The organism is Pseudolysinimonas sp. (assembly GCF_049651805.1).
Taxonomy (GTDB): Bacteria; Actinomycetota; Actinomycetes; order Actinomycetales; family Microbacteriaceae; genus Pseudolysinimonas_A.
This window is the reverse complement of the sequence record NZ_JBASCU010000049.1, coordinates 1-15,690: the sequence shown is the minus strand read 5'-3', so window position 1 is coordinate 15,690 and position 15,690 is coordinate 1. Positions and strand designations below refer to the sequence as shown.

Annotated in this window: 17 protein-coding genes and 1 tRNA gene; 9 read left to right on the top strand and 9 right to left on the bottom strand. The window is 67.5% G+C overall.

The features are described from left to right. Together WBL06_RS12430 and WBL06_RS12425 are read right to left on the bottom strand one after the other, a co-directional pair. On the bottom strand, positions 1 to 1,227 hold a 1,227-nt coding region (locus tag WBL06_RS12430), incomplete at its 3' end, for a sensor histidine kinase (protein ID WP_424456521.1). A 43-nt stretch (positions 1,228 to 1,270) separates the two neighbouring features. After that, positions 1,271 to 1,963 carry a response regulator transcription factor gene (locus WBL06_RS12425; protein WP_424456520.1) on the bottom strand — a complete coding sequence of 231 codons (693 nt, stop codon included), beginning with the start codon at positions 1,961 to 1,963 and terminating at the stop codon, positions 1,271 to 1,273. A 113-nt stretch (positions 1,964 to 2,076) separates the two neighbouring features. Here WBL06_RS12425 and WBL06_RS12420 point away from each other — a divergent pair, with 113 nt between their 5' ends. After that, positions 2,077 to 2,508 (top strand): rhodanese-like domain-containing protein, encoded by a 432-nt coding sequence (locus WBL06_RS12420; RefSeq protein ID WP_424456518.1) that lies wholly within the window; start codon positions 2,077 to 2,079, stop codon positions 2,506 to 2,508. A 191-nt stretch (positions 2,509 to 2,699) separates the two neighbouring features. Here the strand turns inward: WBL06_RS12420 and WBL06_RS12415 are convergent, their stop codons facing one another. The 4 genes from WBL06_RS12415 to WBL06_RS12400 form a co-directional block, all read right to left on the bottom strand. Further along, positions 2,700 to 3,788, bottom strand: a complete 1,089-nt coding sequence (locus WBL06_RS12415; RefSeq protein ID WP_424456516.1) for an epoxide hydrolase family protein — start codon at positions 3,786 to 3,788, stop codon at positions 2,700 to 2,702. Positions 3,789 to 3,984: 196 nt separating this feature from the next. Then, complete coding sequence (locus WBL06_RS12410) at positions 3,985 to 5,625, bottom strand: DNA repair helicase XPB (RefSeq protein ID WP_424456514.1); 1,641 nt, start codon at positions 5,623 to 5,625, stop codon at positions 3,985 to 3,987. 112 nt (positions 5,626 to 5,737) lie between these two features. Continuing rightward, a complete protein-coding gene (locus WBL06_RS12405; protein WP_424456513.1) occupies positions 5,738 to 7,591 on the bottom strand; it encodes a helicase-associated domain-containing protein in 1,854 nt (617 codons plus the stop codon). Positions 7,592 to 7,601: 10 nt separating this feature from the next. Beyond that, positions 7,602 to 7,862 (bottom strand): hypothetical protein, encoded by a 261-nt coding sequence (locus WBL06_RS12400; protein WP_424456511.1) that lies wholly within the window; start codon positions 7,860 to 7,862, stop codon positions 7,602 to 7,604. A gap of 25 nt (positions 7,863 to 7,887) precedes the next feature. On the opposite strand from WBL06_RS12400, the gene WBL06_RS12395 reads away from it, so the two are divergent. Both WBL06_RS12395 and WBL06_RS12390 read left to right on the top strand, forming a co-directional pair. Further along, positions 7,888 to 8,268 (top strand): cold-shock protein, encoded by a 381-nt coding sequence (locus tag WBL06_RS12395; RefSeq protein WP_424456510.1) that lies wholly within the window; start codon positions 7,888 to 7,890, stop codon positions 8,266 to 8,268. Between the two features lie 53 nt (positions 8,269 to 8,321). Beyond that, positions 8,322 to 8,834, top strand: a complete 513-nt coding sequence (locus tag WBL06_RS12390) for a DUF3027 domain-containing protein (RefSeq protein WP_424456509.1) — start codon at positions 8,322 to 8,324, stop codon at positions 8,832 to 8,834. Here the strand turns inward: WBL06_RS12390 and WBL06_RS12385 are convergent. Then, a complete protein-coding gene (locus WBL06_RS12385; RefSeq protein WP_424456507.1) occupies positions 8,742 to 8,978 on the bottom strand; it encodes a DUF2530 domain-containing protein in 237 nt (78 codons plus the stop codon). The genes WBL06_RS12390 and WBL06_RS12385 overlap by 93 nt on opposite strands. After that, positions 8,978 to 10,117, bottom strand: coding sequence for a phosphoserine transaminase (serC, locus tag WBL06_RS12380; protein WP_424456505.1), 1,140 nt, complete (start codon positions 10,115 to 10,117; stop codon positions 8,978 to 8,980). Before serC ends, WBL06_RS12385 begins: the two co-directional genes overlap by 1 nt. A gap of 56 nt (positions 10,118 to 10,173) precedes the next feature. On the opposite strand from serC, the gene WBL06_RS12375 reads away from it, so the two are divergent. From WBL06_RS12375 to WBL06_RS12360, 4 genes are all read left to right on the top strand, one after another. Next, positions 10,174 to 10,866: a metal-dependent transcriptional regulator gene (locus tag WBL06_RS12375; protein ID WP_424456503.1), complete on the top strand. Its 693-nt coding sequence runs from the start codon at positions 10,174 to 10,176 to the stop codon at positions 10,864 to 10,866. Between the two features lie 339 nt (positions 10,867 to 11,205). Further along, on the top strand, positions 11,206 to 11,703 hold the full coding sequence (locus WBL06_RS12370; RefSeq protein ID WP_424456502.1) for an HNH endonuclease: 498 nt from the start codon (positions 11,206 to 11,208) through the stop codon (positions 11,701 to 11,703). A 188-nt stretch (positions 11,704 to 11,891) separates the two neighbouring features. Continuing rightward, positions 11,892 to 12,713, top strand: coding sequence for a CHAP domain-containing protein (locus tag WBL06_RS12365; protein ID WP_424456500.1), 822 nt, complete (start codon positions 11,892 to 11,894; stop codon positions 12,711 to 12,713). Positions 12,714 to 13,021: 308 nt separating this feature from the next. Continuing rightward, a tRNA-Arg gene (locus WBL06_RS12360) sits at positions 13,022 to 13,093 on the top strand. A 55-nt stretch (positions 13,094 to 13,148) separates the two neighbouring features. Here WBL06_RS12360 and WBL06_RS12355 read toward each other — a convergent pair. Next, positions 13,149 to 13,844, bottom strand: a complete 696-nt coding sequence (locus tag WBL06_RS12355) for an HNH endonuclease (RefSeq protein WP_424456498.1) — start codon at positions 13,842 to 13,844, stop codon at positions 13,149 to 13,151. A 74-nt stretch (positions 13,845 to 13,918) separates the two neighbouring features. Between WBL06_RS12355 and WBL06_RS12350 the strand changes: the two genes are divergently transcribed. Both WBL06_RS12350 and WBL06_RS12345 read left to right on the top strand, forming a co-directional pair. After that, positions 13,919 to 14,386: a DUF6615 family protein gene (locus WBL06_RS12350; RefSeq protein ID WP_424456496.1), complete on the top strand. Its 468-nt coding sequence runs from the start codon at positions 13,919 to 13,921 to the stop codon at positions 14,384 to 14,386. A gap of 18 nt (positions 14,387 to 14,404) precedes the next feature. Beyond that, on the top strand, positions 14,405 to 15,436 hold the full coding sequence (locus WBL06_RS12345; protein ID WP_424456494.1) for an IS30 family transposase: 1,032 nt from the start codon (positions 14,405 to 14,407) through the stop codon (positions 15,434 to 15,436). The last annotated feature ends 254 nt before the right edge of the window (positions 15,437 to 15,690 follow it).

Genomic DNA, 15,690 nt, shown 5'->3' with positions numbered 1-15,690 from the left:
CCTCAACCGCGCGAGCGTCGCGCCCGCGAAGGCGAATGCCCCGGCGGAGACCCCGGCGCGTCGGGCGGCCGGCGCAACCCCGGCGACCGCGGCATCCGCCTCCGCCGCGGGGTGGATACCGGTGACCGCGTCGGCGTCGGTCGGCTCGGAGTCGGGCTCCTCGGGGACGACAACGGTGATGCGCCGTTCCGGAGCTGAGGCGGCGGCATCCAGAGCGGCATCCTGGGCGATCGACAGCAAGTCGACGGCGACCCGTTCCAGTGGGCGTGCTTCGTCGAGGCGGGCCAGTTCCAACAGGTCTTCGACGAGCGCGCCCATGCGGATCGCTTCGCGTTCGATGCGATCCATCGCCTGCGCGACGTCGTCGGACGTTTGCAGCGCGCCCATCCGGTACAACTCGGCGTACCCGCGTAGCGAGACGAGCGGGGTGCGCAACTCGTGGGAGGCGTCGCCGACGAATCGGCGCATCTGGTCGACGGTGCGCGCCCGATCGGCGAAGGCCCGGTCGATGCGGGCGAGCATGGTGTTGAGCGATCGGGAGAGCCGGCCGACCTCGGTGTTCGGGGTCGCCCCGCCGAGGCGTTGACTGTAGTCGCCCGCGGCGAACCGCGCCGCGGTGCGTTCGACGTCACGGAGCGGCATGAACGCCCCGGTGACCAGAAGGTGCGTGCCCATCGCTCCGAGCACCACCACGGCCATCGCGAACAACAGGAAGATGGCGGCGTACCGGCCGAGCAGCGCGTTGGTGTCGCTCAGGTTGCGTCCGATCACGAGAGTCGCCTGGTCGGATCCCAGACCCACCGCGTTGGGGTAGGCGACGACCCGCCATTCGATGGTCTTGCTCTCGTCGAGCAAGGTGACGGGATTGCCCTCGAGCTGTACGACATGGGTGAGCGTCAGCGAGTCGAGAACGGGCCCGCTCTCGGCAACATCGGACTCCAGGTTCTGCGCGAGCAGCTCCCCCGAGGCGGATACCGCTGCGGCATAGAAGACGGGGGGGTAATTCCGCACATCGTCGAGTCCGAGTCCGGCGTGCGTCTCCTGCCCTTGCGTCAGGATGACGCCGTCGACTCGCTCCACCAGGTAGCTGCGCAGCACGGTCATCGTGCCCGCACCGGCGACGGTGAGGCCGAGGGTGAGCAGAAAGACCGTGACGCCGGTGACTTTCGCTCGCAGCGAGATTCCGTTCCACCACCGGTCGAACGAGGCCGAGACGGGATTCGCCACGTGGGGCCCTTCCGGGATGCTGCGGCTACGGCCTTTCGGGGGCCTAGGCCTTGGCGGTCTTGAGCATGTACCCGAAGCCGCGCTTGGTCTGGATCATCGGCTCGCTCGAGTGCTGGTCGAGCTTACGTCGCAGATACGAGATGTAGCTCTCGACGATGCCCGCGTCGCCGTTGAAGTCGTACTCCCACACGTGGTCGAGGATCTGCGCCTTGCTCAGCACGCGGTTGGGGTTGAGCATCAGGTAGCGCAGCAGTTTGAACTCGGTGGGGGAGAGTTCGATCTGTTCGTCGCCGACGGCCACCTCGTGGGTGTCCTGGTCCATGGTCAGCTCGCCGGCGCGGATGATCGCGTCCTCTTCGTCGTGCATCGTGCGGCGCAGGATCGCCTTGAGCCGCGCGACGATCTCGTCGAGGCTGAACGGCTTGGTGACGTAGTCGTCGCCGCCGACGGTGAGGCCCGTGATCTTGTCTTCGGTGTCGTCTTTCGCGGTGAGGAACAGGATCGGGGCGGTGTAGCCCGACGCCCGCAGGCGCTTCGTGACACCGAACCCGTTCATGTCGGGCAGCATGACGTCGAGGATGATGAGATCGGGTTCCTCCTCGAGCACCGCCGAAATCGCCTGGGCGCCGTTGCCGACGGCTCGTACCGCGAAGCCCGCGAAGCGCAGGCTCGTGGTGAGCAGATCACGGATGTTCGGCTCGTCGTCGACGATCAGGATGCGGGGGCCGTCACTCATCCCCCTAGTTTCTGCGCGTTCGCTGGGTGAATCCTGGGAATCGTGGCGAATGAACTCGCCCGAGCCACGCAGCGATCACCCCGCTTCGAGGAGAAGAACCCATAATGGGTTGCATGAACCAAAGGAAGATCCTGCTTATCGTGGCAGTTTCTCTTGCCATTGTTGTCGCGTCCTTCTCCATATACGCTGTCTTGTTTTCAACGAATCAGAAAACAGGCGAAACCAGTAGTCGGATGTTGTCGCCTCAACAAGTAGACGAGCGCCTCAGCGACGAAAGCCTGTTCGTGTTGAACGTGCACACGCCCTACGAGGGGGAGATCAGAGGTACGGATGCATTCATCGCCTACGACACGATCTCAGAGAGCAGTCCCCAACTACCCCAAGATAAATCGGCCGAAATATTGGTTTATTGCCGCACGGGCCGGATGAGCGCCATAGCTTTTCAGAAGTTGACGGAACTGGGCTACACGAATGTTTACGATTTATCCGGTGGCATGGAGGCCTGGCAAGCACGAGGCTATGACATTTTGGTCAGTCCCGAGTAGATCGTCCGGGTACTCCGACATCAGGTAGGTCTCGGAGACGGCGCCAGCCCGCGCCCTCCGGCCCGGTCACGATCCCCGGCTCGCCCGAGATGTCGCCGCGCCGCACCCCGAGCACGCGGTCGTGGTGTGCGAGCAGCGGTCGACCTGTCAGGCGGCTGCGAGGGTGCGGGCGGGGCCGTCAATGAGCCACATTAGGCACGAGGTAACTGGTCGAAAAATGCGTTGACATCGGCGGCCCACAGCTCCGGCCGCTCCCAGGGACCGAAGTGACCTCCGCGCGAGAACTCCGTCCAGCGCACCACAGGGAACCAGCGTTCCGCCGATGAGCGGGGTGCGGGCAGCAGATCGTGCGGGAACTGGGCGACCGCCGTCGGCCCTTCGACGCGGGCCGTCTCGAGCTCCGAGTGCGCGTTGTCGAAGTAGTAGTGCACGCTCGAGCCGGCGGTGTGCGTCGCCCAGTAGATCGTCAGCACGGTGCACAGCTCGTCGAGCGAGTAGACGTCGAGCGCGTCGCCGTCGCTCCAGGCCTGATACTTCTCCAGCAGCCAGGCGGCGAGGCCGGCCGGGGAGTCCTCGAGCGCCACCGCGAGGGTCTGCGGCTTGGTGCGCTGCAGCCGCGCGTAGGCGCCCTCGGTCTGCTCCCAGGCGAGCAGCCGCGCCATCCACTCGCGGTCGTCCTCGGTCGCCTCGGCCGGCGGCAGGGCGCGGGGACGGTGGAACGGGATGTCACCGATGTGCAGCCCGATCACCCGATCCGGATGCCGCAGCGCCAGCTGCTCGCCGATCGTCGAGCCGATGTCGCCGCCGTGAACGCCGAAGCGTTCGTGGCCGAGCGCCGTCATCAGCCTCACGAGCAGGTCGCCGGTGCGCGTCGGCCCGGTCGGGTCGGCCGGCCGGTCGCTGAACCCGAAGCCGGGGATGCTGGGGATGACGAGCTCGAAACGCTCGGCGAGCAGCGGGATGGCCTTCTCAAAGCGGAAGAACCCGTCGGGCCAGCCGTGGATCAGCAGCAGCGGGGTCGCCCCGGGGGTGCCCGCCCGCACGGCGTGGATGCTCAGGCCGTCGACATCCACGCGCACCTGGTCGAGCCGATTGAGCCGGGCCTCCTGAGCCCGCCAGTCGAACGGCCCCGCCCAGTGGGCGAGCACGGTGTCGAGGGCGTCGGTCGACGTGCCGCGTTCCCAGCCGTGCTCGATCCGCGGCGGACGACGGGTGCGGGCGAGGCGCAGCCGCAGGTCGTCGAGCTCGGCCTGCGGGATGTCGATCATGAAGGGTTCCACGATCCGAGTATCGCTCGACGCCCGTCGTCGGCCGCGCCGATCAGCGATTCGGGGCGGCGTCGCTTCCCGTTTTCAGGAAGACGTGGTGCTGGTGTCGACTGCTGGGGCGGATGTCATGTGGATGGGGCGTTTGTGTGCCCGATCTTCCTGAAAACGGAAAGCCCAGCGAGTTCGGGGAATTCGGGGTGCGCGACCTTTAGGCGGCGGTGAGGGTGTGGGCGTCGAGGATGGTGTACGAGTAGCCCTGCTCGGCGAGGAACCGCTGGCGGTTCTGCGCGAAGTCCTGGTCGACGGTGTCGCGCGCGACGAGGGTGTAGAACGACGCCGGGATGCCGCTCTCCTTGGGTCGCAACAGCCGGCCGAGGCGCTGCGCCTCCTCCTGGCGCGACCCGAAGGATCCGGACACCTGGATGGCGACGGTCGCTTCCGGCAGGTCGATCGAGAAGTTGGCGACCTTGCTCACGACGAGCACCTTCAGGCGGCCCTCGCGGAACTCCTCGTACAGTCTTTCGCGCTCGGCGATCGGCGTCGCGCCGGTGAGGGCGGGGGCGTCGAGCACTTCGGCGAGGATGTCGATCTGGTCGAGGTACTGCCCGATCACGAGGATGCGCTCGCCCGCGTGCTTCGCGACGAGATCCTGCACGACCCGCAACTTGGCCGGAGCCGTCGCGGCCAGGCGGTAGCGCTCGTCGTCGGCACTCGCGGCGTATTCGAGGCGGTCGGATGCCGGCAGGTCGATGCGCACCTCGTAGCAGGCGGCGGGGGAGATGTAGCCCTGCGCCTCGATCTCTTTCCACGGGGCGTCGAAGCGTTTCGGGCCGATGAGGCTGAAGACATCCGATTCCCGCCCGTCTTCGCGCACGAGAGTCGCGGTCAACCCGAGGCGGCGACGCGCCTGAAGCTCGGCCGTCAGCTTGAACACCGGAGCGGGCAGCAGGTGCACCTCGTCGTAGATGATGAGGCCCCAGTCGAGGGCGTCGAGCAGGGCGAGGTGGGCGAACTCGCCTTTCCGCTTCGCCGTGAGGATCTGGTAGGTCGCGATCGTGACCGGCTTGATCTCCTTGCGCTCGCCGGAGTACTCGCCGATCTCATCCTCGGTGAGCGTGGTGCGCTTCAGCAGTTCGGTGCGCCACTGGCGCGCCGACACGGTGTTGGTCACGAGGATGAGGGTCGTCGAATCCGCCTCTGCCATCGCTCCGCAGCCGACGATCGTCTTGCCTGCCCCACAGGGCAGCACAACGACGCCGCTTCCGCCTTCGAAGAAGTTGTCGATCGCCTTCTGCTGATACCCGCGCAGCGCCCAGCCGTCTTCGACGAGGTCGATGACGTGCGGGGTGCCCGGGGTGTAGCCGGCGTGGTCCTCAGCCGGCCAGCCGAGTTTCAGCAGCTCCTGCTTCACCTGGCCGCGCGCCCACGGCTGGAGGGTCCAGACGGTACTAGTGAGCCGCACCCCGAGCAGCGGCCCGACCTTGCTCGACCGGGTGATCTCGGCCAGCACGGCCGGATCGGTGGTGGTCAGGATGAGCGCGCCCTCGGCATCCCGCTCGATGACGAGCCGCCCGTACCGCGACACCGTCTCGGTGATGTCGACCGTCACCGTCTGCGGCACCGGGAACTTCGCGAAGCGTTCGAGGGTGTCGAGCATCTGCTCTGCGGTGTGCCCCGCGGCCCGCGCATTCCACAGTCCGAGACGGGTGATCCGGTACGTGTGCACGTGCTCGGGCGCCCGCTCCAGCTCGGCGAAGACCGCGAGTTCGTGTCGGGCGTCCTCGGCATCCGGATGCGCGACTTCGAGCAAGACGGTGCGATCGCTCTGCACGATGAGGGGTCCGGACATAACTTCCGAGTCTAGTTCTCGCTGGTCGAGTAGCGCCCGCAGTGCGCGTGTCAAGACCGGGCGCGACGGGTCTCGACACGCCGCCCCTGGCGGCTACTCGACCACCGAACGGCTATGCGTCGGAGACGGAGACGATCGACGCGAGAGGGAGGGTGCGCTCGATGTCGGCGCGGCGGTCGCGCGCCCGGAGGCGGCCGCCGGCGAGAGCGGCCGGCTCGAGCACGTATTCGGCGAGAGAGTCGTCGGGCAGCCGCACCGTGACGGCGACCGTGACCTTTCCCTTGATCGCGAGTTCGAGTTGGCGGGCCAGCCACGCCCGGTCGGCCTCCTCGGGAGCGTCGGCGGCGCTCTCACGCACCCGCGAGATGAGCAGTGCGGCGGTGTCGTCGCCTACTGGCGCCCCACCCGACGAGGCGCGACGTTCGGCCCGCATGGCGATGATCTCGCCCTCCGCGTCTTCGGCCACGACGGGATACCGCGCGTCGAGCAGCGCCGTGTACAGCAGGCCGACATCGAACCGGGTGGTGAGGCGGTGAACGCCGGTGACCACGAGGCCGAGCGGTGTCAGCGCCTGATCGACGGCGAGCTGCCGCAAGAGCTCGCCGTCGTCGGAGCGTACGTATGATCCCGTCGCCTCTTCCAGCCGTCCCACCCTCAGCGTGCCGAACCGGGCGGCGGTGTCGCTGATGAGGTACTCGAGCGGCTGTGGGATGCCGGTGAGCGACAGCGTGCCGAGGAACGCGCGCAGACCATCGGCCGTTTCGCCGGCGACGAGGGCCCGGGTGAGCGATACGGCCGTGATGCGGAACGAGGACGCCACGCCGCGGGCCTCGGCCTCGGCCATCCCGCGCAGCCGGGTCTCGAGGTCGACCCGCAGCGGGCCCGGCGCGATGACCGTGAGATCGTGTTGCAGATACACCTTGTCGACCTCGGGCGGGAACGACTCCGCCATCGCTTCCGCCGCCGCCGCCGTGCCGTCAAGCAGCAGCCGGGCACCCGCGGTGCTCGGGGCGCCCGCCCCGGTGATGCCGAGCAGTTCGGCTTCTCGTGCCGCAGCCACCGCGCGTTCGCGGATCCAGGCACCGCCGGCGGGGTAGAGCCAGTCGAGGTAGTCGAGCAGGCCGTCGCCCCACACCGCGTGCGCCCGGGTGCGCAGCAGTTCGCGAAGGTCATCGGGCAGGCGACCGAGCCAGCCGTTCGCGAGTTCCGCCCAGCGGTCGACGCGGGATCCGGCGAGCCACGCGCCGAGGTTCGCCGTCGGCACCCACTCGGTGCCCGCCAGCACGGCGAGGCCGGCGCGCGCGGCGATGTCGAGCAGCAACTCGACCTCCGACGCATCGACTCCGGCAATGGCGGCGAGGCGCCGGGCGTCGGGCAGGGCGAGCCCGCCCCGGGTCAGTCGGCGGGCGGGGGCATCCCGCAGCGCCAGTAGCGTCTCGGTGACGGCGCCCAGGGTGCCGAACGCGCGGTCGCCGGCGCCGCGGTCGATGAACCGCACGTCGGCTTCGCTCACCAGTTCGAGCATCGCGGGCGGCGACGACGACTCGAGGTCGCGGCCCGCCGGCAGCCCGAACGCCGGCCACGCGCGCAACTGCTCGACGACGGCATCCCATGGTGCGTATCGGCCCGACTCGGTGCCCAGCAGGCCGGCGTCGAGCGCGATCCCGATGCGCTCGCGCACGGCGGCGATCGGCAACTCGAGCCGCGCGCTGAGCTGCTCCGCGGTCGGGGCGCCGGAGGTCTCGGCGAGCTCGCCGGTGACGGCGAGCAGGGCCAGGGTGCCGCGGTCGAGGCGTTCGAGGGCCGACTGCACCGAGGTGCGGTCGAGCAGCGCCTCCGCGAGGTCGAAGAAGTCGCGGATGCCGCCCTCGCGCACCGCGCGCTGCGTCACCAGGCGGGCGAGCGTGTCGTCGTCGAGCGCGCGCAGGCGCGCGGCGAGTGCGAGAGCTGAGCCGCTGGCGGCCATGAGCCTTGCGCTAACTGCTGTCCCGGGCGAGCCGACGGCGGCGCACGACGCTGACGATCATGAAGACGATGATGAGCACCAACGCGAGTGTCAGGCCGATGAATGGCAGAACCGCGACCATGAGCCAGACGCTTTCGCGTGTGTTCACACCGGTGAGATTGGCGAGGATGACCGCGAGGATCGCGAGGATCGACAGCCCCGCTGCGGACGCGATCATGTTGCGCAGGATGCGTTCGATACGATTGAGGGGCACCGGGGTGTCATTCGCCACGGGTCAAGGATAGAGGTCAGTCGCCATGCCCACCGGTCGGGTCAAGTTCTACGACGAAGACAAGGGATTCGGGTTCATCGCCTCCGACGATGGCACCGAAGTCTTTCTGCACGCCTCGGCGCTGCCCGCGGGCACGAGTGTCAAGCCCGGGTCGCGCCTGGAGTTCGGCATCGCGGACGGCAAGAAGGGGGCGCAGGCCCTCTCGGTGCGGGTGCTCGAGACGCCGCCGACGCTGAGTCAGCGCAACCGACGCAGCGCCGACGACATGGCGATCGTGGTCGAAGACCTGGTGAAACTTCTCGACGGGATCGGCGCGGGCCTGCGCCGAGGGCGCTACCCCGACCGCAGCCACGGCACGAAGATCGCCGCTGTGCTGCGCCGCGTCGCCGACGATCTCGACGCGTGAGCGGCGGCCTTGAAGGTGGCAGCCGCGTGAGCGGCGGCTCTGATGGTGTCCGCGTGAGCGGCCAGGAAGAGGTCGCCCGCGCGGCGCTGGCCGAGATCAGCCCCGCCGGTACCGTCGGTGACCTGCTCGACTCCACCGTGCACGACGACGGCACCGCCACGCTCCGGTTCGCTTCGACGCTCTCGGGCTATCCCGGCTGGCACTGGTCGGTGAGCGTCGCCGAGATCCCCGGCGAATCCCCGACGGTGATGGAGGCCGAGCTCATGCCGGGTGAGGGTGCGCTGCTCGCCCCCGATTGGGTGCCGTGGGCCGAACGGCTCGAAGATTACCGGGCTGCGCAGGCCCTCATCGCTGCGGAGACCGCCGCGGTCGATGACGACGACGACGACGAGGATGACCTCGTCGACGAGCGCGACGATGACGACGATCTCGGCGACGACCCCGATGACGGCATCGACTTCGAGTTCGACGAGTCAGTCGGAGTGCCGCTTGGCGGTGTAGACGAGCAGGACGAGGCCGAGGCCGAATCCGACGACGACGGTCCAGAGCAACCAGAGCAGGCCTGACTCCTCGACCTGGGGCAGCAGCGCGAGCATCACGCCGAGGGCGATGATCCACAGCACGAGCCCGACCAGCACGACCTTGCGGTCGTCGGTCTTCACCGGCGCCGGGTCGGGCCGGCGCTCGGAGTCCTTGATGAAGAGCCGCACTAGCCCACCGCGCCCGAGCTGAGGGACACGGGCGAATGCTCGAGCACCCAGTCGATCGACGCGATCAAGGCGCGCACGTCATCCGGCTCGATCGCGGTGAACGTCGCGACCCGCAGCTGGTTGCGCCCCAGCTTCCGATAGGGCTCGGTGTCGACGATTCCGTTCGCCCGCAACGTCTTCGCGACCGCTGCGGCGTCGATGGATTCGTCGAAGTCGATCGTCGCCACCACCTGCGAGCGGTCGGCCGGGTCGGTCACGAACGGCGTCGCGAAGGATGCCGCATCCGCCCAGTCGTAGAGCAGCCCCGACGACTCCTTGGTGCGGGCGTCGGCCCAGGCGAGGCCGCCGTTGCCGTTGATCCACTCCAGCTGGCTCTCCAGCAGCACCAGGGTGGCGATCGCGGGGGTGTTGAGCGTCTGGTCGAGGCGGCTGTTGTCGAGCGCGTTCTTGAGGCTGAGAATCTCGGGAATCCACCGGTCGCTCGCCGCGATGCGCTCGATGCGTTCGATCGCCGCGGCCGACACGAGGGCGAACCACAGGCCGCCGTCGCTTGCGAGGTTCTTCTGCGGTGCGAAGTAGTAGACATCCGTCTCGGCGGCGTCGAACAGCACGCCGCCGGCCGCACTCGTCGCATCGATCACGGTGAGCGCGCCGGGGTCGCCGTGCACCCGCTTCACCGGCGCCATGACGCCCGTCGAGGTCTCGTTGTGGGTCCAGGCATAGAGGTCGACGCCGGCGAGCACCTCGACGTCGGCGCGCTGACCGCCGGGCACCTGGATGACGTGGGGCTTCTCGAGGAACGGCGCGGCGGCGGCGGCGGCGAACTTCGCGCCGAACTCGCCGAACGCGAGGTTCTCGCTGCGCTTGTCGATCAGCGAGAAGGCTGCCATGTCCCAGAACGCCGTCGACCCGCCGTTGCCGAGCAGCACCTCATAGCCGTCGGGGATGCTGAAGAGGTCGGCGAGGCCGGAGCGCACGCGACCGACCAGGTTCTTCACCGGGGCCTGACGGTGCGAGGTGCCCAGCAGATCGGCGTTGGCGCGCAGGTGCTCGAGTTGCTCGGCCCGCACCTTCGAGGGTCCGCAGCCGAACCGACCGTCGGCGGGCAGCAGGTCACGCGGAATCTCAAGCGTCGGCATGGTCGGATTCTATCGGCGGCCCGAACTAGGCTGATCACCCTGGGAGGCCGCCACCGATGACCGATCTCGTCGACACGACGGAGATGTATCTCCGCACCATCTACGACCTCGAAGAAGAGGGAATCGTGCCGCTGCGTGCGCGCATTTCCGAGCGTCTCGGGCACTCCGGCCCCACGGTGTCGCAGACGATCGGGCGGATGGAACGCGACGGTTTGGTGCGCGTCGAAGGCGACCGGCATCTCGAGTTCACCCCCGAGGGCCGCAGCCGCGCCCTGCATGTCATGCGCAAACACCGACTCGCCGAGCGCCTGCTGCACGACGTGATCGGCCTCGACTGGAGTCTCGTTCACGACGAGGCGTGCCGGTGGGAACACGTCATGAGCGAGCAGGTGGAGCGTCGCCTGCTCGAGGTGCTCGGCAACCCGACTGAGTCGCCCTACGGCAATCCGATCCCCGCGCTCGAAGAGATCGGCGGGCAGGCATCCCGGCCGTTCCTCGAGGGTGTCGTGAACATCGTCGAGCGGGTGCGGGGCGAGGAGTCGCCCGTGTCGGCGCAGATCCGTCGCCTGGGCGAACCCGTGCAATTCGAACCCGAACTGCTCGAGCAGCTGCGTTCCGCAGGCGTCGTGCCCGGGGCGGAGGCCATGATCTCGTCGGCCGGCGGGTATGTGCTCGTGCAGGTCGACGGTTTCGGTGACGGGCTCGAGCTGCCGCCCGAGGTCGCCGTCCACGTCTACGTCGCCACCTGATCCGTTCCGTCCGGCTCGACGGGTGAGCGGTCGACACAACGAAGGAATCTTCACCGTGCCGTAACCGACGCGAGGGTTTTCTGCGGCTACCCTGGAACCCTCGATCATTCGAGGGTCTAGGAGAGACGTATGCGCAACATGGGCAGCATCCCCACCAAGGATGCGCGCGCGCTGTTCCGTATACGGCGCAGCATCCGGCCGGTCGTGCACTGTCACGTTCCGGTCGTATAGAGGCGCTGTCGTTCGCGACGGCGCCTTTTTGTTCCTCTGAGATCTTCGTTCGTTCGGGGAGTCGAATGCCTGCAAGCCGTGCAGGCGCCTTCGAGAGGAGACACCGTCTTGCGCACCCTGGTACTCAACGCCGGCTTTGAGCCGCTCGCTGTCGTGTCGTTCAAGCGAGCGCTCGTGCTCGTGCTCGGCGGCAAAGCCGCCATCGTCGCCAGCGACGAAGATCACCCGGTGATCGGCATCTCGGGGGAGTGGGATCGCCCGTCGGTCATCATCCTGCGCCGCTACGTGAAAGTGCCGTCGGGGCGCAACGTGCCGGTGTCGCGCCGCGGAGTGCTACGTCGCGACGGGCAGCGCTGCGCCTACTGCGCCGCCGGCGCCTCGACGATCGACCACGTCATCCCCCGTTCCCGCGGCGGAGCCGACAGCTGGGAGAACCTCGTCGCGTGCTGTCTGCGCTGCAACAACACGAAGGGCGATCGCACGCCGCAAGAGATGGGCTGGTCGCTGCGCACCATCCCGCGGGCGCCGCACGGCACGGCTTGGCTCGTGCGGGGCGTCGAGCGCGCGCAGCCGCAGTGGGAGGAATTCCTCGCCCCCGCCGCGTGACGTCGTTATCTCACCGTGACTTCCCAGGGTTGGTCGCGTAAGGTCGAAAGGTCGCTGACCCGGAGGCCAACAACGTGACGGATAGCGAGTTCCCTGATTCTTCGGGACTCCTCGGTGAGCAGGATGCGGATTCCCCGTCCATGCTCGCCCTGTCATCGACCGTCCCCGGATTCTCCTCACGTCGCGAGATGCGACAGGCCGGCGGCTACCGATCGACCGAGGTCGCCGCCTCGTCCGTGGCCCGCACCCGCCTCGCGAAGAAGGCCACGGCCCCCCGCGTTCGGGATGGCGTGCGTCGTGACCTCGCGAAGCCGTCGGCGAACGCGTGGCGGCGAAAACTCCAAAGCGCGGGCGTGATGGCGCTCGTCTTCGGGCTCTTCGCGTCGCTGACCCTGCCAGCTTTCGCCGATCAGAACGATCTCGCCGAGTTCGCGGAACCCGCTGACTCTCAGACCGTCGAGGTGACGGCCGCGACCACCGACCTGTCCGCGAACATCCGCGACTCCTACGGCGTGACGAACGCCGCCGACCTGCGCAGGATGTACGCCGACGCCATCCGCCAACAGAACCTCGCCGCGTACATGAACTCCGGCGCCCGCGAACTCGGCGACGACTACCCCTGGCCCGACCAGCTCAGCCGGCCGCAAGGTGGCGGCCTCTCCCCGCTCAACTACTACTACCGTGAGTGCGTCGACTTCGTCGCCTGGCGCCTCAACCGCGACGCCGGCTCGACGTCGGCACCGTTCCGGTGGGTCTGGTCGAACCTCGCGCAAGGCAGCGCGTACGCGTGGAAGCGCGAGTGGGAAAGCAAAGGCTGGCCCACCGGCCCCACCCCTGTCGTCGGTGCTGTCGCATGGGTGCCGGGCGGCAACCACGTCGGCTACGTGTCGGGCATCCTTTCCGACGGGAGCGTCGTCATCGAGGAGTACAACTACGCGGTCGACAAGGGCTACGGTCAGCGCATCGCCCCGGCAAGTGCCTTCTACTACCTCTACGCCCCGCCCGCCTGAGCGGTGTGTTCGAATCGGTGAGTTCGATTCCGATCAGAATTGAACCGGCAGGATGCCGAACGCCCATCCCTGAGTGACGACGACGAGAAGGACAGCTATCCGCGGCGAGCGAGCGACTCGCCTCGTGTCCCGGCTGCGCCCCTCGCGTCGTGTCGCGACCGATCCGGACCGTCGCCGTGACGGGCGTCGATGACGATCGACGCAGCGAAGTTCACGGCAAAGAAGCTGGCCGCGAGGCGGTGGATCATCGCGCCGGTGAGCTGCGACGGGTCTCACCGGGGAGGTGTCGCCGTAGAATCGGGCGGTCAGCCTCTGTAGCTCAATGGAAGAGCAGTTCCGTCCTAAGGAAAGGGTTGGGGGTTCGAGTCCCTCCAGGGGCACCGATCGGAATAGCGACCGGAAGATCTAAAGGCGGCGGCGTAGCCGCTCGTCGACCTAGCCGAGGGTCATGCCCTTGCGTCGGTTGCAATCCCCACAGAGCAATTGGAGATTGCGGGCGGTGTTTGATCCACCCATCGCGAACGGGATGATGTGATCGAATTCCAGGTTCGCCTGGCTTGCGCACTCGACGCATCTGCCGCCATCACGCTGCCACACCTCGACTCTGACCTCCTGCGGCACTCGCTCCCGCTGGCGAGGCTTGTCAAGCTGTTGGGACATCGCTTGCAGCGCGTGGGCCTTCTCTAGCGCGAGCCTCCTCCTGTTGCGATCTTGATTCAGCAGCGCACGCACGTCCTCGGGCGTCAGGTCAGGGTCTTCGGCGAGAAACACCTTGCCCTCGAATACCCATACCGCATGCCTGCTTTCATCGAGACCCGAGTCTTCGATCGGGAGGCGGAGCGGCAGCGTGCTCGTCTCCAACCAATCCTTCTGCTCAATTCGCCACTCGTGCTTGCGCTCAGGGTTGTCCCGGCGGTCGTGCCACTTCTCGCGAACAAGGGGCAGTCCGTACGCGACGACGTCGACCGCTTCGCCGTATTGCTCCAGCTCCGCCTTCGCCTCATCTCGCATGTGCTGGCGTTGACCTTCGTACGCTGGATCTACCCCATGTCCGCGTGGACTCCAGAGTTCAACATCAGCAGACCTGGCGTTTTCCGTGTGCGTCGCTCGGAGCTGCTTCAGAAAGGCCACGCTGGAAGTCTTTCAGAGACGCACGACACCACGAAGGCTGCTCCGGGCGTCGTGTCGGATGCCATCATGGCCGGATGAAGCTCGACTGGTTGGTGGTCTTGATGGACGAGATCGCTGTCACGACGTGGGATCTGCTTGAGCTCTCCCGGGCACTCGGCGATCACACCAGCGAGCCTACGATCACCGAGATCAGCGCCCTTCGTCTGAGAGCTGCCAACGCTGTTCGGGGATACTCGCTACGGGTCCACCAGTTCACTCAGCTTGAGGAGAGGGCGAACGGCGCCCACCTCGAACTGTGGGTCGAGACGAGAACCGGCCATGCCCTCGGCTACAGCATCCAAGCCAAGCGTCTCTTCAGCGGTACGAAGACCAAGAACTACCGTCAGCTCAACGAGCGGGATGAGAAGACGGGCGACTATCAGTACGAGCGGCTTATCGCCCACGCAACGGCGGTTGGAAGTATTCCGATGCACGTCTTCTACAACGGTGGCGACATTGAGGAGGTCCCGGCCCTCGTAGCGGGCGGTGTCATAGCGTCGTAGCAACGAAGGGGGTTGCGGGTGGCGCAGCGGCGGAGGTTGTCGTTTGAGGATCGGGTTCAGATCGCGGTCGGGATCAAGCAAGGGCTGGGTGATCGTGAGATTGGTGAGTTGATCGGTCGGGATCGCACGGTCGTCTGGCGGGAGCGATCCCGGAACTCGTGGAAGACCCGCGGCTACCAGCCGGTCGCCGCGGACGCGAAGGCGCTGAGGCGTCGCTCCCGTCCGCAGGAGCGGGCGGTCGACGCCGATCCGGTGCTTCAGGCTCGTGTCCGCGCTGATCTGAAGCGGTCCAGGACGCCCAGGCAGATCGCGGGTCGGTTGCGGCGGGAAGCCGATGACGCCAGCGTTGGCGTGATGGAGCACTCACCCGAGGCGGATGGCCGCACGGTCTCTCATGAAGCGATCTACCGGTGGATCTACGCGCACCCGAAGGGGTGGCTGGCGAGGGAGGGGATTCTGCTGCGTTCCAAGCAGACCACCCGGAAACGCCGCCGACCGGTCGGGGAACGCACCGGTGGACGGATCGTGGGCATGATCTCCATCGACGACCGGCCTCAGGAGGCGTCGGATCGGCGGGTTCCCGGAGCGTGGGAGGGAGACCTGATCATCGGCGCAGGCGGGAAGTCCGCCGCGGCCACCCTGGTAGAACGCCGCTCCCGCTACGTGATCATCCTGGGGCTGCCCGAAGGGAAGAACGCCGACGGGGTCGCGGACGTCCTCATCGATCGGGTGAACGATCTGCCGGCGCATCTGCGTGGCTCGCTGACCTGGGACCAGGGCACCGAGATGGCCAGGCATGCGCAACTCACGTTGGCGACATCGCTGCCGGTCTACTTCGCCCACCCCCGGTCGCCATGGGAACGACCCAGCAACGAGAACACCAACGGGCTGATCCGCGAGTACCTGCCGAAGGGTATCGAGATCACTTCCCGCCAGCCCTACCTCGACATGATCGCCGACGAGCTCAACAACCGCCCCCGCCAGACCCTCGGATTCCTCACCCCGAAAGAAGTCTTCGAACGCCTACTCACCGACCAAGCCGTTGCCTAGACGACTTGACACCGCCGCGAGTTGGCGCCAGCCGCACAATATCTATGGCTGCGCGGCCGCCCGCACGACCGAGGTACTTTCAATTCGGAAGCCCAAGAAGACGGGACTCCACTAAGAGCGAGTTTCATGGCTCTTCATCATGAAGCGGGGTGAGCGGGTCGTTGCGGGGTGAGGGGCCGGGGTCTTCCAGGATGGAAGTTCCTACTCCTCCTTCGAGAAAGACCCCGACGTGTCTCACCCTATTTCGGGGTGCG

Excerpts from the sequence above, each read along its gene's own strand:
- WBL06_RS12425 (WP_424456520.1), bottom strand. The coding sequence starts at position 1,963 with ATGAGTGACGGCCCCCGCATCCTGATCGTCGACGACGAGCCGAACATC.
- WBL06_RS12420 (WP_424456518.1), top strand. The coding sequence starts at position 2,077 with ATGAACCAAAGGAAGATCCTGCTTATCGTGGCAGTTTCTCTTGCCATT.
- WBL06_RS12410 (WP_424456514.1), bottom strand. The coding sequence starts at position 5,625 with ATGTCCGGACCCCTCATCGTGCAGAGCGATCGCACCGTCTTGCTCGAA.
- WBL06_RS12405 (WP_424456513.1), bottom strand. The coding sequence starts at position 7,591 with ATGGCCGCCAGCGGCTCAGCTCTCGCACTCGCCGCGCGCCTGCGCGCG.
- WBL06_RS12395 (WP_424456510.1), top strand. The coding sequence starts at position 7,888 with ATGCCCACCGGTCGGGTCAAGTTCTACGACGAAGACAAGGGATTCGGG.
- serC (WP_424456505.1), bottom strand. The coding sequence starts at position 10,117 with ATGCCGACGCTTGAGATTCCGCGTGACCTGCTGCCCGCCGACGGTCGG.
- WBL06_RS12375 (WP_424456503.1), top strand. The coding sequence starts at position 10,174 with ATGACCGATCTCGTCGACACGACGGAGATGTATCTCCGCACCATCTAC.
- WBL06_RS12365 (WP_424456500.1), top strand. The coding sequence starts at position 11,892 with ATGCGACAGGCCGGCGGCTACCGATCGACCGAGGTCGCCGCCTCGTCC.
- WBL06_RS12350 (WP_424456496.1), top strand. The coding sequence starts at position 13,919 with ATGAAGCTCGACTGGTTGGTGGTCTTGATGGACGAGATCGCTGTCACG.